The organism is Desulfuromonadaceae bacterium, assembly GCA_019429445.1.
GTDB lineage: Bacteria > Desulfobacterota > Desulfuromonadia > Desulfuromonadales > JAHYIW01 > JAHYIW01.
Map to the genome: position 1 here is coordinate 17,128 of JAHYIW010000018.1, position 15,973 is coordinate 33,100.

Here is a 15,973-nt window from a genome sequence, read left to right on the forward strand (position 1 = left end):
ATTGTCACATCGGGCTTGCGCAGACCTGTTTTGACATTGCAGTGAGTGACGGTATTGTCGGATATGTCTGTTCGTTTGCCTGAATAGGAGATTGTCCAATGAGTAATCCATTGATTCAGATCGACACCTCACGTGGAGAAATTATCCTTGAACTGTATGCGGATAAAGCGCCGTTATCCGTTGAAAACTTTGTCACCTATGCCCGCGACGGACACTACGATGGCACTGTTTTTCACCGGGTGATCAAGGGATTTATGATACAGGGCGGGGGGCTGACTCTTGACCTTGAAGAAAAACCGACCCGGGCACCCATCGTCAACGAAGCGAACAACCGGTTGAAGAATAAAGTTGGTGCTGTGGCCATGGCTCGTACTGCGGAGATCGACAGTGCCAGCGCACAATTTTTTATCAATACCGAAGTGAATAAATTTCTGGATTACAGCGGCAATAATCCCCAGGATTTCGGTTATGCCGTCTTCGGTGAGGTGGTTGACGGAATGAATGTGGTTTATACCATCGAACAACAGGCGACGACATGTGTTGGCGGATACGACGATGTTCCCGTTACGCCAATCGTGATCGAGTCGGTGACGGTTCTGGAATAAATATCATCCAGCGAAAAAAAAACGAAAAAAACACTTGCCAAAAAATGGATACTGATTATACTTCCTCTCGAACCTCACCCCTCGAGGTTCACCCATTGCGCCCAAGCCACCCCCTCCGGCTTGGGCGATTTTTTTTATTTTTGTCGTGTCAGGCGTGATTTGTTATAGTTCTCCCCTGCTCACTGCCGGAGACCGTTCGCCATGAAATTTAGTCTTGTCTTATCGTCTTTTGTCATGGTGTTTCTCCTGCATCCCGCCGGGGCTGTCGCGAAAGTGGATTTCGAACTGGGGTTGAGTGAAAGCTTGCGCGTCGATCAACTTGACTGGAACATCGGCGGGCGGAGCAACCCCGGAAATTATGTCAACATCCTGTCCGAACTGGTCTGGGACGATCTGCAAATCTGGCAGCTGGGTCTGCACGCGGAGGTGACGGAGCGCAGTGCAGACTGGCCGTTTCTGACCAGCGTGCTGCGTGCAGATATCGCGAGCGGCTTGATCTACGACGGGTCCAACCGTGACTCCGACTACGCCGGCAACGATCGCACGCTGGAATTCTCACGCTCGGAAAATAGCGCGGATAACGGGGAAACTTTTGATGCGTCGGTGGCCGCCGGAGTTTTGTTCGCGCTGGGGAAAAGCAACTTCAGCCTCGGCCCGTTCTGCGGATATTCGCGGCATGAACAAGAATTGCATATGACCGACGGGTGGCAGACCGTGAGTAATCAGTTTTATGCCGATCTGGCTTTTGGTTCGCAGGTGATTGAAGTGCCGGACACCGGTCCTTTTGCCGGTCTTGACAGCAGCTACGCCACAGTATGGAGGGGACCCTGGGCCGGTGTTGAAGCGAGTTGGCAGGTGTCACGACGCTGGCAACTGCGCGTCGCCAATGAATATCATTCTGTCGACTACAAAGCTGTCGCTGACTGGAATTTGCGCAGTGATTTTGCACACCCGCAAAGCTTTAAGCACACCGGTGACGGTTATGGCGTGGTGACCAGGGTGGAGATAAACGTGCAGTTCTGGCAACGACTCAGCCTGAGCGCGGGGGTGACCCATGGTTCATGGAAGATTGAAAACGGCCGTGATCGGACGTTCTTTGCCGATGGCTCGATCGCTGATACGCAGCTGAATGAAGTCAACTGGGACTCGACGGCTTTTCGTCTCGGGCTGGCCGGACGTTTTTGACACCGCTCTCCAGCGGATAGCCCGCTCTACAGTTGCTGCTAAATTACGTTGCTCCTGACACCGCTCCGTGGTAAAGTACGATCCGTCAATCTTATGACGTTTCATTTCACGGAGTGGACTTGTGCCTGCCAAGTATTCTGCAAAAATTCTCCTGGTCGATGATGATGATGGCAACCGTAAGGCGCTGACGCTACTGTTGCGCACCGCCGGTTACCGGGTCACAACGGTGGACAGTGGTGAGGCGGCTCTTGAATTGCTGGCTGAATCGACTTACGGCGTGGTGCTGACCGACCTCTTCCTTCCCGGTGTCAGCGGCATTGATATTCTCAAACGGATCAAGGAAGATTCCCCCGCGACGAATGTCATCCTGATTACCGGACACGCGTCGGCGGAAACAGCGGTAGAGGCGATGAAGGAGGGCGCCTTCGATTACATCACCAAACCGGTCGATTTCGAAAAGCTCAAGATTCTGGTCTCCAAGGCGGTGGATAAAAGTCGTCTGATGGCAGAGAACCTTTATCTGCGTCAGCAACTGCGCGGTAAATACAAATTTGACAACATGATCGGCAACAGTCTGGCGATGCAGCAGGTCTTTTCGCGGCTGGAAAAAATTCTCCATACCGATTCGACCATTATGATTCTTGGCGAATCGGGCACCGGTAAAGAGCTGGTCGCGCGCGCGATTCACTATAATGGACCGCGTAAGGAAAAACCATTTGTGGCGATTAACTGTGGCGCGATTCCGGCGGATTTGCTTGAATCGGAACTGTTTGGTCATGTTCGTGGTTCCTTCACCGGGGCGATTGCGGACAAATATGGCAAGTTTGAGGCCGCTGACGGGGGAACGATACTGCTTGACGAAATTGGGACGATGCCATTGCATCTGCAAATGAAACTGTTGCGGGTGCTTCAGGAACACGAAATTGAACGGGTCGGATCGAGTCACAAGATGAAACTCAATGTGCGGGTGATCTCAGCGACGAATGCTGACCTTGAACAACAGGTGGCCAGTGGACAATTTCGTGAAGATCTCTACTATCGACTAAATGTCATCCCGGTCGTGTTGCCGCCGTTACGTGAGCGTCGAGAGGATATCGCGTTACTGGCAAAACATTTTTTGCATAAGCAGCAGGTTGGAATGAACCGACCAGAGATGGTTCTTGAAGCCGACGCTCTGGAGGTTCTGGAAGAATATGACTGGCCGGGGAATGTGCGTGAGATGGAGAACATCATTGAACGGACCGTTGCATTAACCGATGGTGACCGAATTACTGCGGAAGATTTACCGTTGGCATTACGCCGCTGCAGACGTCGCCCGACGCAATCACCCGTTTGGCCAAAACTGGGGGAGAAGGGGATCGATTTGCCGCAAATGGTTGCTGAACTGGAACGCGACATGATTATCCAGGCCCTTGATTCTGGCAATGGCGTCAAGGCCCGCGCGGCCGCGTTGCTCGGCTTGAACCGCACCACGCTGGTGGAAAAAATCAGACGCCTGGGGATGGCTCGCGATATGGAAAAAGAGGCTTGATCATGTCCTGTATTGATATGCGTTCCCCGCTGGTGGCCCGGTTGCTGGTTTGGCTGGTCGTTGTTTTGCTGGCGGCGGGGCAAGCGGTGGCCGCTCAGACTGAACTTGATCCGTCGGTGCTCGACCCGTCAATCCTCAATCAGTACGAAAAGGTTCCGCGTTCAACTTCAGCCCCGCAGGCGACTGCGGCGGATGTCGAACGAGGCATTTTTGAACAGACGCAAAAGAGTTGGATGGTCGGCCTGGTTGATGCCTGCGGCTGGTCATTTGGTCTGCCCGACCAGCCGCGAACTGAAGATTATCTGGCGATTCTCAGCGGCACCCGGTTGTTGCGTGTCGAGGCGGAAGAGGCGAAACAGCAACTGGATTCCGTGTCGGTTAAAAATTTTCGTAACTATGGACGGTTCAGTGGCTCGGGCTGGGTCAGCGGGATCGCTGCCCCAACCAAGGTTCATTTGAATTTTCTGCTACCGTTAGCCGGAAAGTATCAATTGACGGCGAATCTGCGTCTGGCCGGGTTTCGCTTTCATATCGGCGCCAAGGTGTTGACCGCTGATGGCTCGCAAATGTTCAGCCGCGTGCCCCTTGGTGCGGTTGCATTGATGTCCGGGCCGCTGGAGGTGGTGGTTGATATCCCGCCGAATGCCTCGCTTGATTATCTGGAACTGGAAGGGGAGCATGCCCGGCGGATTGCTCCGCCACAAGGGTGGCAGGCAGACGCGCCGCTGACCGTCGGGGTTATCGCGCGCACCGCGGTACAGGTGGTGGGCCTTGAACAGCTGCTGCCCCTCAGTGATGAAACAATTCTGGTTGAGGCCGAGGTTATTGGCAATACGGATCGCGCAAAGATCGTTGACGCACGACACCTCGGTGCCCCGAGTGGTGGCAAATGGTTACGGATGGGCGCCGGAACGGCGCGGCTGGAATTGCCGCTGACGATTGAACGGGAGGGGCTCTATCAAGTCACCATGCGTGCCGCCGCGAATCGCCCCGTCAAGGTGACGGTGAATGGACGGGTGGAGCAAATGGTTGAGTTCCCGGCATATCTTGATTCGCGGGTGGTCGGGACATTTCGCTTCAACGCGGGGACCAACCGGTTGTCCGTTGACTTGCCGCCACGTGCCGGGATCGATCTTGTCACTCTTCAACGGCGTTCCGATAGCGACCGGGATTATCGCCAGCTGGCCGGACTGGCCGACGATGATCTGCCCTTGATCGACGCGGCCAACGGCACGTTAAAGATCCTTGCGGCGCTCGGCGTATCGCGCTGAGTCGCGCAATGTAACCGGCGATGAAGGGAGGTGGCCTCTGCCTTGCAGCTTATTGTTCAGGGCTTCTCCTGGGTGCCTGGGTTGAACCCCCTGCGCTGAGCTATCTGCTTCCGCTAGCGCCACTGCTCATTGGCTGGCCGTTGTTCTTGTGGCGGTCGCTGCGTTCCCATGCCTTGCTCGTGCTCCCCGCAATCACCCTGATACTGCTCGGAATTGTTCAATATCAGCTGTTTACCACCCCTTCTTCAGCAGATCATTTGCTCCTGGAACGCACCGGGCAGGTGATTGTTGTAGAAGGTGTCGTGACCAATGTCGACATACGCCACGACGGTCGCGTCCGTTGCGACCTGACGGTGTCCCGTTACTTTGCAGAGCGGTGGATGAAAGAGCTGGAGGGGGTCATTGTCCGTTTGCACATCTGGGACAACCCCCCATTGTTGCGGGTCGGGCAAACGCTACGCACGACGGCAAAATTACGCTCGCCGCGCAATTTTGGCATCCCCGGTGAGTTCGATTATGTCAGATATCTTGCCCGCCGCGATATTTTCGTCACTGGTTCCGTCGCTAACGGTGACGCGGTTGCCATATTAAGCGAGCCGCCAAAAAGCGGCCTTTCCTTTATTGCGCGGTGGCGTGAATTAACCGCTGCGTGTGTTGATAGCGCACTTCCACAGCCGGTTGCAGCGCTCACGCGGGCACTGGTCCTTGGCGACCGTGGTCAGGTAACACCGCAAGAGCAGAAACTTTTAGCCCGAAGTGGTGTTGCTCACCTGTTTGCGGTATCAGGTTTACATCTGGGACTGGTCTCCGGGTGGCTTTATGTCCTGTTGCTATTTTTCTGGCGCCGCTCCACATATCTGTTGCAGATGGTGCCACCGCGCCGCTATTTGCCCGTGGCAATGATCCCCTTCCTGGGCATCTATCTCATACTGGCGGGTTCCGGGATGTCTTTGCAGCGGGCATTTCTGATGTTTTCCGGCGCGGCTCTGCTCCTCGCGATGTACCGCCGGACCGCGCCGCTGCAACTGTTGATAGCCGCTGTTTTGCTGTTGTTGCTGATCGACCCGCTGGCACTCTTTGAACCATCGTTGCAGTTGTCTGTGGCTGGTGTTGCGGGGATTGTTGTAGCAATCCCCCGCTGGCGATCACGTTTTTCCTGCCGTTTGAAACTGGTGCGGTTGATGACTGATCTGGTGCTGGTGACGCTGGCCGCGACGTTGGCCACTGCTCCTGTGGTGCTCTGGCAGTTCCATCAGTTGTCATTCCTTGGCATCGTTGCGAATCTTGTTGCCGTCCCCTTGATCGGTGGAGTGGCGATTCCATTGGCGTTGATCGGCGTGTTGGCCGTTCCGGTTGCACCGTCCCTTGCCGCGGTCGCTGTTACCGGCTGTGGGGTGATGCTGACCGCCATGCTGGTGATCGTCGAGGGGCTATTAAATATCTTTCCCGCAGGCGCGTTTTCCTGTCAGGTCGCTGCATGGCACGTTGTGCTCGTTGCCATTTTTTGCTGGGGCTGGTTTTTGCCAGCCAGCCTGCGCATTAAAGGTATTGTGGTCGGGGTGCTGATCGCTGCTGTGCTGTATGCCAACCCGATATTACCTGCTGGAGATTTAAATCTGACCGCATTCAGTGTCGGGCAAGGGGAGTCGCTGCTCTTGTCGCTTCCGGACGGGACGCATTATCTGATTGATGGCGGCGGTCTTTACGGAGATACCTTCGATGTCGGTGAGCGTCTGCTCGCCCCGGCTCTCGGGCGGCTCGGGGTTCAAAAGTTAAGCGCGGTGATTTTGACACATAATCATCCAGATCATTACAAGGGCCTGTTTTATGTGCTGGAAAACTTTCCGGTTGAAGAATTCTGGCACGGCGGTGTTACCAGCCAACTTCCTCGAGGTTTGGCTGAAATATTAGGACAGAAAAATATTCCCCGACGTATCTTCGGTTCCGGCTGGGATTGGTTGACAGTTCACCAAGACCTCCGCTTTGGTATCTGGGGGCCGCCTTTTATTGCTGAAGATGAAAACGATCGTTCACTGGTGGTGTATGCAGCGTTCGGCGCTGACGGGGTGTTGCTGACCGGTGATCTTGGTTCATCGGGGGTTACCGCCTTGATGCAGGGAGGGATTGACGGGCCGGTAACGCTGCTGCAGTTGCCCCATCATGGAAGTCGTTATTCCCGACCGCTCGATCTGATCTCTTTTTTATCTCCGCACATGGTCTTTGCCTCGGCCGGTTTTGGTAATCGTTACGGACTGCCTCATCCGGAAATTGTGCGGGCGGTGGCAGAACGTGGTCTGCTCCTCTATCAAACAGACCAGCATGGAACAACGATCTTTTCTTCACAAGGGCGAAAATGGCAGGTGAAATACTCGAAAAAACAGGCTTTTTATTGACAAAATATAGATCTCCTTGCTAATGTCGTCAATTATGAAGGTAAGCTTCGGACAAGCAGCAAAGGCTGCGGTTTTAGTCGTCGATGACGAAATATTTTTTCGGCGCCTCTTTAGTGAGGTTCTGAGTGAGGACGACTATTGGGTGGAGACCGCAGCTTCAGGCTCTGCAGCGCTCAAACGAATTAACGAAGGGGGAATATCCGTGGTTGTGACCGACATGGTCATGCCCGGATTGAGCGGCCTGGATCTGCTGAAACGTATTCGTTCTCTGGAAACCCCCCCTGACGTCATCTTTGCAACCGGGCATGCTACCCTCGATACGGCCATCGAAGCGCTCAAAAATGGCGCCCGCGATTATCTGATCAAACCATTCAACCCCGACGAACTCCGCCACCTCGTTCGCACCTGTTTCGAACAACAGCGACTGGTGAGTGAAAACAGCCTGTTGCGTTCACAGCTGGAACTTTTTCGCAAGGGGCAGAATCTGGCCTCGTTGCTCGAAATTGATCGCCTGTTGCCGATGGCAATGAAAGTCCTTCTTGCTGAGGCAACGAGTCAGCGCGGCTTTGTTTTTATGTACGAAGACGGCGCGATTTATCGTCTCAACGCTGTCGTCGGTCTTGAAGAGGCTGACGCCATGGTTGTGGCCCAGGCACTTGTGCCGCGCTTGCCTGAACTGATTGATATGCATTTTTTTGATGCCGCTGAATTGACCCTGAAAAGACCGTTGACGGAGGCATTCCAGCGGCTCTGTGTTTGCCCCCTTTATTGTGAAAAGACCTTGCGCGGCAGTCTGGTGCTGTTTAATCCGCCAGGCGCTGATTTTTCTTCATCATCCTTCGATAATATATTGTTTCTTGCCGAACAGGCCGGTCTCGGTTTTGAAAATGCCTACCGCTTTCAGGGCGCCCGTGATCTGATGTATGCGGATGATCTTACCGGTCTCCATAATTACCGTTTTCAGCAAATTGCTCTTGATCGTGAGATCAGTCGGTCTGATCGTTATGGGCTGAACTTCTCCCTGATTTTTATCGACCTTGATCATTTTAAAGAGGTTAACGATACCTACGGCCATCTCACCGGCAGTAACACGCTGGTCGTCGTTGCCGAGCAGCTGCGGCAGAGTGTTCGTGAGGTCGATTCGCTGTTTCGTTACGGGGGGGATGAGTTTACGGCCCTTCTCGTGGAAACAGATGCCAAGGGAGCGGCGGTTGTTGCCGAGCGGATTCGGGCGGCGATCGAAAGTCATGTTTTCACCTCTGATTGCGGCAGTCCCTTCCGTGTGACCGCTACCGTTGGTTATGCCACCTATCCGGAAAATGCTACCGATATGCAGATGATTATTGAGCTGGCTGACCGGGCCATGTATGACGGAAAAAAAGAGCGTAACGTTATTCGCGGTGCCTGGGAGATTGCTGGTTGATAGTGTCAAAAACCATTCTTCTGGCCTGTTTTTTACTTTTTCTGGCTGTTCCTGGACTTCAATCCCCTTCTTCTGCCAACACTGCTGAACAACCGGTCATCTCTTTGGTGGATCGCTATCGGCGCGCGCTGGAGGTTGACCCTGACAATCTCAAATTACGCTATTATCTGGGGGTTGCTCTGCTCGGCCGGGGGCAGACTGCCGACGCTTTGATCGAATTGCGTCTTGCCTATCCGGCATTTCAGGATTCGGTGGAGGCCAACTACAACCTCGGGATTGCCTGTTTGCAGGCTGGTGACAACGACAGTGCGGTGCTCCACCTGGAGCAGGCTGAGGCCCTCGGGGCGACAGAAAATCCGGATATCTACCCCCTGGTTGATGCCTACTATAATCTGGCCGTGATCAACTTTGAACAGGATAAACGGGAAGAGGCCATCCGCTTGTTCAAGCGCGTTCTCGCGATGAACCCGGAACGGCGTGAAGTTGAGCGATTACTCGGTGACATGTACGCCCGTAACGGGCAAGACGACCTGGCGCTGGCAGCCTTTAACCGCTATCTGGGGGCATTCCCCGATGATGTTTCGATACGGGAGTACGTCTTTTCCCTGCACTTCAATTACGCTATGAAAATGCTCGAAAAAGAGGATCTGGTTGCTTCGCGAGAGGCGTTGCGTCACGCACTGGGAACTTCACCTGAGAGCCCTCTGGCCCAGTATTATCTTGGTTATATCGATTATCGTGAAGCACGTCTGGACGCTGCTGTGACGATATTGCACCGTGCCTATCGTTGGGCTGAGGGGGATGTTCGTCAAGGCGTCCGCGAGCTGTTGTATAACGTTGCCCTGCAACTTCTTGAACAGCGCAAGGCAAAGTCTGCTCTTGATGCCTTGAGAGTAATTCTGGTTGCATCTGATGTTACCGCAGAAGAGTTGTTCCTGGCGGGGAATATCCATCTGTTGCTGAGTGAGTTCGTTGCCGCGCGTGACAGCTATGAGGCGGTTTTGCGTAAAGACCCTGTGCATCAGGGGGCGATATTGAATCTGGTAACCGCAGAGGCCGGTGCGCTTGACGCATTGTTTGCTGACGGCCGCCGTTGTTATGACCAGCAGGACTATCGGGCCGCCTTGAGCCGCTTTGAAGAGATGTTGAAAATCAATCCCGCCGACCCCCGGGCGAGGAACTATAGCGAAGACTGCCGTTCTGTACTGACACGTCAGGCGGAAAGTTTCTTTGCTGCGGCAACGGCGTTGATTGCGCAGAATAAACCGTTACCGGCACTTGAAGAAGTGCGTCAGGGGCTGCGGTTGATTCCCGCCCATCCGACCGGTTCAGGACTTGAAAAGGAAGCCTTGGTCGCCTTGCGGGCGCAAATTGAGGCGACCCTGGCCAATGCGGATGCGGCGTTAGCCGACCAGCGCTTTGCTGACGCTGAAGCGGCATATCTCCAGGCGCTGCAACTGGAACCGGAGAATGTGCGGGGCAAGGAAGGTCGACAAGCGGTGGCACGCTTGCGATTGGCTTACGCTGAAGAGCAGGTCAGGCAGGGCGAATCCGCTTTGGGGGAGGGCAAGCTTGACCTGGCGCGGCTGGCTTTTGTCGCGGCGCAACTTCTTGAGCCTGCCCTGCGCGGCGCCGAGGAGGGGTTGGCCAAGACCGATGCCCTGGTGTCATCGCTGGTCATCGAAGAGCTGCGCTGGGCACGTCGTGCTGGAGAAGCCGGTCGGTTGACCGAGGCTCGGAAGCATTTCCACAAAGCGCTGCAATTGCGTGAAGATCCGGAGATTCGCGCGGAACTTGCGGAACTTGATGCAGGGTTTAATCGTAAAATCACCGCTTTGGTGCGCACGGCAGGGCGTTATGCCGATCAACAGGAATTTCAGCGCGCGCGAAATATCTACCGCCAGGTCTTGACCCAGGTTCCCGATCACACCGAAGCAACGTTGGGGCTGGCGCAGCTTGAACAAAGAGCGACGCAGATGGTCACCGAAAAGCTCGCCGTTGCCAGGGAGCTGTTGCGCGACAATCAGTTCCGCCAGGCGATGGAGTCTTATCGTCAGGTGGTTGATATTGAACCGGGGAATACTCAGGCGATCAGCGGTCTTGAAGAGTGCCGGACACGCAGTCAGGCGCAACTGCAAGGGCTGCTGACAAGTGCCGATACAGCCTTGCAAGGGCAGGACTGGTCGCGCGCCGAAAATTATTATCAGCAGGTTCTCAAGCTTGATCCTTATCAGCGCCAGGCAAAGGCGGGAATCGAAAAACTTGACGTGTTACGTCGCAAAGGGTTGCAGGCGGTTGACCTTGACACACTTTACCTTGACGGAATTAAATATTATACCGGTGGTCAATATGCCGAGGCCATCACCGCCTGGCAGCAAGTTTTGCAACTGAACCCGGAGCACGAAAAAGCGCGCCGCAACCTGGAAAAAGCGCAGCGCAAACAACAATTCATCAAGGACCGTCACGATGGCTGAAATCAGGATATTTTCCAGTTTGCGCTTCAAGTTTGCGGTGTTGCTGGCTCTTTTCAGTACCTTGATGATGCTCGGTGCGATGGTCCTGCTCGAAAAGGATATCCGTTCATCATTGATCGATGAGAACATTCGCAAAGGGGTCGGTATTGCCCGCGGAGTGGCGTTCAATGTCGAGGACCCGCTGCTGACCGGTGACGATATCTACCTCTTTTCGGCGGTAAAAACGGCTATCAAGTCAGCCGGTATTCGTTATGCGTTGATCCTTGATGAAAAGGGTGTGGTCAAGGCTGCCGACAATATCGACCGGGTCGGTGAACATTTTCTGTTGCCCCCCGGCAGCCGTCCGGAGTTCATTGCCGATGATGATTATCGCGTCTTTCGGATCCCCGGCAAGGGGGTGGACGTCCTTGACCTGAGCGTACCGATTGTTACGCTGGCTGACCGGGATATCATCAAGCTGGGTGAAATCCATCTCGGACTTTCCGAGGAGATCATCATTCAGGCGATCAATGCGATGCGGACGCGGATGGGGTTTTTTATCGCTATTGTCCTTCTGTTAGGCGGTTTCTCGGCGTATTTTCTGGCGGCCATTTCGGTGCGGCCCGTTGATGCTCTGGTTGCCGGGGCCCGCGCTATTGGCGAGGGCAACTTTGACCAGCGGATTGAGCTGCGGCGGCGCGATGAGTTCGGCCTGTTGACTGACGCATTCAACGAGATGGCGACCAGCCTGCGAGAGAAGGAGTTTATTAAAAACACCTTCGAGCGCTATGTCAGCAAGCCGTTGGCGGAACAGATTCTTCAGCATAAAGATGAGCTGAAACTGGGCGGGGAGGAAAAAGAGGTTACTATCCTCTTCAGTGACATTCGTGGTTTTACCTCACTGGCCGAAGATTTATCCCCGCCTGAAGTGGTTGAGTTTCTAAATCGTTATTTCAGCGATGTTGTGCGGGTTGTCGGGGAATACGATGGTATGGTGGACAAATTCATGGGGGACGCGGTCATGGTGCTCTTCGGCGCGCCGTTGTCGATCGGTTCGGAGCCGGAGCGGGCGGTCAGGTGCGCGCTTGAGATTCAGTTGATTGTGGATGAAATTAACCATGAATTGACGCTGCAAGGGAAAGCACCGTTGTCGGTGGGGATCGGCATCAATAGCGGGCCGGTCGTTGCCGGGAATATCGGTTCACAGAACCGGATGGAATACACGGTTATTGGTGACAATGTCAACCTCGCCTCCCGGCTGGAAGGGTTGAACAAGGCGTATGGCACCAAAATTATCGTCAGTGAATCAACGCGCCGCGCGGTGGGTGATCATTTCACTTTCCGCGAACTGGATTTTGTGCGCGTCAAGGGGAAGAAACGACCGGTGCCTATTTTTGAACTCATTGAAGGGCAGGGTGCGTTGCAGGCATGCTACGAAGAAGCCCTGATGCTCTATCGGCGCAAGGAATTTTCTGCCGCGCGGGAGCGGTTCGAATCAGCGGCGCTCACATATAACGATCAGGCGTCACGTGTTCTGGCCCGGCGCTGTGATATTCTTATCGAAAACCATCCCGCCGCAGATTGGCAGGGGGACTTTGTGTCACAAGTTAAATAGCTTCTTGCTCATCCAGTTTCAACGATGATGGCGTCGCAAAAAGTCCGCCCTACTGCGTTACGCTGATTTTTCAGGACCTCGACCTACCTGATGTAGGTCTTCGCCCCTGAAAAACCACCAGGCCTTGGAGGACGAAATTTTTGCTTAGCCATCCCATGAGTTTTTGCGAGAGCATCAAGGATGGTACACTCGCAAAAAAAAAAGACTCAGATGGCCAGGCCATCAAGGATGATCTGTAACGTTCCGTGTGCGGAGCGTGCGGGCGTCCTTTTTTATTGAAAGGAACCAGTGCACCGTGGCAATCACCGGTATTAAAGGAATGAATGATATTTTGCCCGCTGAAATAGCGGTCTGGCAATATCTTGAAGCAAGCGCACGGCGGGTTTTTGGCTGCTACGGATTCAATGAAATTCGGGTTCCGGTGGTTGAAAAAACCGAATTGTTCAAACGTTCGATTGGTGAAACGACAGATATCGTTGAAAAGGAGATGTACACCTTTGCTGATCGCAGCGATCATTCATTGACCCTGCGCCCCGAGGGGACCGCACCGGTGATGCGCTCATTGATTCAACATAAACTGTTCAACCTTGATCCGTTGACCAAACTCTATTACATGGGACCGATGTTTCGCTATGAACGTCCGCAAAAAGGACGTTACCGTCAATTTCATCAGATCGGTGCCGAGGTTGTCGGCGAGGATGATCCCCGGATTGATGCCCAGGTGCTGGTCATGTTGTGCCATTACTTTGCTGAAGTCGGGATCACCGATGTCTCTTTGCAGATCAATTCCTTGGGCTGCAAGGAGTGTCGCCCGGCTTACCGTGAAGCATTGATCAGCTATCTTGCGACCCGAATTGACGCGCTTTGCGAGGACTGTCGACGGCGTTTTCTGACCAACCCGCTGCGGGTTATCGACTGCAAGGCGGTCGGCTGCAACAGCGCGACCGCAGACGCTCCGGCAATGATTGACCACCTCTGTGATCATTGTGATAACCATTTCCATGCCGTGCGGCGGGCGCTGGATGATCTGGAGGTCGATTATGAGATCAATCCCCGGATGGTGCGCGGACTCGACTATTACACCAAAACCACGTTCGAGATGGTCACCAATAATCTGGGTGCCCAGAACGCCGTCGCGGCCGGAGGGCGTTACGACGGGCTGATTCAGGAACTCGGCGGGCCAGCGTTGCCGGGGATTGGCTTCGCCATGGGGGTCGAACGTCTGGCGCTGCTGAAAGGGGAGGACCGCCAGCTGGTCGAGAAACCGGCGCTCTTTATTGCGGCCCTTGGTGAAGGCGCTCAACGGGCCGCATTTATATTAATGACCCGTTTGCAGCGGCGGGGGGTAAGGGTCGAGATGGACTATGCCGGGCGCAGCTTGAAAGCCCAGATCAAGCGCGCCGACAAGTTGAGCGCAGCCTATACCTTGATCATCGGCGAGACCGAACTGGCCGCTGGTGCCGGGGTGTTGCGCGACATGACAAGCGGAGACCAGGAACCTCTTGCGCTGTCCGCTGCGGAAGATTTGTTGGTACAACGATTGGTTTGCTCACGGATTGCCCTTGACGGCGCTTTGACGACGCGTCTATAATTCGCGGCTACGAAGCGAACCGATCCCATTTTATTGATTATAAAAGGAGACCTCTCTTGAACGATATCCTTGGAGACTGGAAACGAACACATTATTGTGGTGATTTGCGCGCCGCCAATGTTGGGCAGGAGGCCTGTCTGATGGGCTGGGTGCATCGCCGTCGTGACCACGGTGGTCTGATCTTTATCGACCTGCGTGATCGTGAAGGCATTACCCAGCTGGCACTTGATCCCGATCGTGATCCCGCCGCGCACTTAAAGGCAGAGCGCGTGCGTGGCGAATTTGTCATCGCGGCCAAAGGCGTCGTTTCACACCGCCCCGAGGGGACGGTCAACGCCAATATGTCGACCGGAGAAGTCGAAGTCGAGATTCGTGAATTGCGCATTCTGAGTGTTGCGCAGACACCCCCTTTTATGCTCGATGAATTTACCGATGTCGCGGAAAACCTGCGTCTTAAATATCGCTATCTCGATCTGCGCCGCGAATCGATACAGAAGAACCTGATAATGCGCCACAAGGTTGCACAAACGGTGCGTAACTACCTGACAGTGAATAATTTCCTCGAAATTGAAACCCCGATTCTGACCAAAAGCACCCCCGAAGGGGCGCGTGATTATCTGGTGCCGAGCCGGGTCAATCCGGGGAACTTTTATGCGCTCCCCCAGTCCCCGCAAATCTTCAAGCAGTTGTTGATGGTTGCCGGATTTGATCGTTACTTCCAGATTGTCAAATGCTTTCGTGATGAGGATCTGCGTGCCGATCGGCAACCTGAGTTTACCCAGATCGATTGCGAACTGAGTTTTGTTGATCGTAATGACATCATGGATATCATGGAGGGGATGATCGCGGAAATTTTTAGGTCAGCACTCAATATCGAGCTTGAACTGCCGATGCCGCGAATGAGTTATGCCGAGGCGCTTGATCGCTATGGCGTAGATAACCCCGACCTGCGTTTTGATCTCGAACTCAAGGAAATTACCACTATCGTCAAGGGCTGCGGTTTCAAGGTCTTTGCCGATGTTGCCGGACGTGGTGGTATGGTCAAGGGCCTTAACGTCAAGGGAGGCGCAACCTTCTCCCGCAAAGAGCTCGATGACTTGACTGCTTTTGCTGCGATCTATGGGGCCAAAGGCATGGCCTGGGTCAAGATTCAAAACGACGGAACCTGGCAGTCCCCGATCGCTAAATTCTTTACCGCCGAGGAACTGGAGCAAATCGCAGCACGCTTAGCTGCCGCGCCGGGAGATCTGTTGCTGTTCGTGGCGGATACCGCATCAGTTGCCAACGAATCGCTGGGCCGGGTGCGCGGGCATCTGGGGCGCAAGCTGGGGTTGGCCGATCCGAACGTGTTCAAGTTTTCCTGGGTGACCGATTTCCCGCTGTTCGAATGGGATGCAGAAGCAAAACGGCACATGGCGGTACATCACCCCTTTACCGCGCCGCTCGACGAAGATGTTGTGTTGCTCGATACTGATCCGGGGAAGGCGCGCGCCAAAGCCTATGACCTGGTTCTGAATGGTTCCGAGATCGGTGGTGGCAGTATCCGTATTCACGACCAGACGGTGCAAAGCCGCATGTTTGAGCTGCTCGGTATCGGTGCCGAAGAAGCGGAAGAAAAGTTTGGATTTTTGTTGAGCGCGCTGAAATACGGTGCGCCCCCCCATGGCGGAATCGCTTTTGGCCTTGACCGGATCATGATGATCCTGACCGGCGCTGAATCAATTCGTGATGTCATCGCCTTTCCGAAGACTCAAAAGGCAACCTGTCTGATGTCTGAAGCGCCGAATGCGGTTGACCAGAAGCAGCTTCAGGAACTGGCAATTCGCTCTACGGTTAAACCAAAAACTGCTGACTCAACGAATTAATGAGATTTCCTGTGCCGGGTTTTAAGGTTGATGCACTCGCC

Annotated in this window: 10 protein-coding genes; all 10 read left to right on the top strand. The window is 54.3% G+C overall.

Translation table 11 applies throughout. The features are described from left to right. The first annotated feature begins 98 nt into the window (after positions 1–98). The 10 genes from K0A93_08665 (at position 99) to aspS (ending at position 15,932) form a co-directional block, all read left to right on the top strand. The gene (locus tag K0A93_08665; GenBank protein MBW6512165.1) at positions 99–605 is read left to right on the top strand and encodes a peptidylprolyl isomerase; all 507 of its coding nucleotides are present in this window, start codon (positions 99–101) and stop codon (positions 603–605) included. Between the two features lie 201 nt (positions 606–806). Then, positions 807–1,790 (top strand): hypothetical protein, encoded by a 984-nt coding sequence (locus K0A93_08670; protein MBW6512166.1) that lies wholly within the window; start codon positions 807–809, stop codon positions 1,788–1,790. Positions 1,791–1,911: 121 nt separating this feature from the next. After that, positions 1,912–3,321: a sigma-54 dependent transcriptional regulator gene (locus K0A93_08675; GenBank protein MBW6512167.1), complete on the top strand. Its 1,410-nt coding sequence runs from the start codon at positions 1,912–1,914 to the stop codon at positions 3,319–3,321. Positions 3,322–3,323: 2 nt separating this feature from the next. After that, positions 3,324–4,592 (top strand): hypothetical protein, encoded by a 1,269-nt coding sequence (locus K0A93_08680; protein MBW6512168.1) that lies wholly within the window; start codon positions 3,324–3,326, stop codon positions 4,590–4,592. 20 nt (positions 4,593–4,612) lie between these two features. Beyond that, the gene (locus K0A93_08685) at positions 4,613–6,985 is read left to right on the top strand and encodes a DNA internalization-related competence protein ComEC/Rec2 (GenBank protein MBW6512169.1); all 2,373 of its coding nucleotides are present in this window, start codon (positions 4,613–4,615) and stop codon (positions 6,983–6,985) included. 34 nt (positions 6,986–7,019) lie between these two features. Next, positions 7,020–8,408: a diguanylate cyclase gene (locus K0A93_08690; protein MBW6512170.1), complete on the top strand. Its 1,389-nt coding sequence runs from the start codon at positions 7,020–7,022 to the stop codon at positions 8,406–8,408. After that, the gene (locus K0A93_08695; protein ID MBW6512171.1) at positions 8,405–10,882 is read left to right on the top strand and encodes a tetratricopeptide repeat protein; all 2,478 of its coding nucleotides are present in this window, start codon (positions 8,405–8,407) and stop codon (positions 10,880–10,882) included. Before K0A93_08690 ends, K0A93_08695 begins: the two co-directional genes overlap by 4 nt. Further along, positions 10,875–12,476 (top strand): HAMP domain-containing protein, encoded by a 1,602-nt coding sequence (locus K0A93_08700; GenBank protein ID MBW6512172.1) that lies wholly within the window; start codon positions 10,875–10,877, stop codon positions 12,474–12,476. The genes K0A93_08695 and K0A93_08700 overlap by 8 nt, the downstream gene beginning before the upstream one ends. Before the next feature lie 319 nt (positions 12,477–12,795). Continuing rightward, positions 12,796–14,067, top strand: a complete 1,272-nt coding sequence (gene hisS / locus K0A93_08705; GenBank protein ID MBW6512173.1) for a histidine--tRNA ligase — start codon at positions 12,796–12,798, stop codon at positions 14,065–14,067. Positions 14,068–14,123: 56 nt separating this feature from the next. After that, positions 14,124–15,932, top strand: a complete 1,809-nt coding sequence (gene aspS, locus K0A93_08710) for an aspartate--tRNA ligase (protein MBW6512174.1) — start codon at positions 14,124–14,126, stop codon at positions 15,930–15,932. Positions 15,933–15,973: the final 41 nt, after the last annotated feature.

Excerpts from the sequence above, each read along its gene's own strand:
- K0A93_08685 (MBW6512169.1), top strand. The coding sequence starts at position 4,613 with ATGAAGGGAGGTGGCCTCTGCCTTGCAGCTTATTGTTCAGGGCTTCTC.
- K0A93_08665 (MBW6512165.1), top strand. The coding sequence starts at position 99 with ATGAGTAATCCATTGATTCAGATCGACACCTCACGTGGAGAAATTATC.
- hisS (MBW6512173.1), top strand. The coding sequence starts at position 12,796 with ATGAATGATATTTTGCCCGCTGAAATAGCGGTCTGGCAATATCTTGAA.
- K0A93_08670 (MBW6512166.1), top strand. The coding sequence starts at position 807 with ATGAAATTTAGTCTTGTCTTATCGTCTTTTGTCATGGTGTTTCTCCTG.
- K0A93_08680 (MBW6512168.1), top strand. The coding sequence starts at position 3,324 with ATGTCCTGTATTGATATGCGTTCCCCGCTGGTGGCCCGGTTGCTGGTT.
- K0A93_08690 (MBW6512170.1), top strand. The coding sequence starts at position 7,020 with ATGAAGGTAAGCTTCGGACAAGCAGCAAAGGCTGCGGTTTTAGTCGTC.
- K0A93_08700 (MBW6512172.1), top strand. The coding sequence starts at position 10,875 with ATGGCTGAAATCAGGATATTTTCCAGTTTGCGCTTCAAGTTTGCGGTG.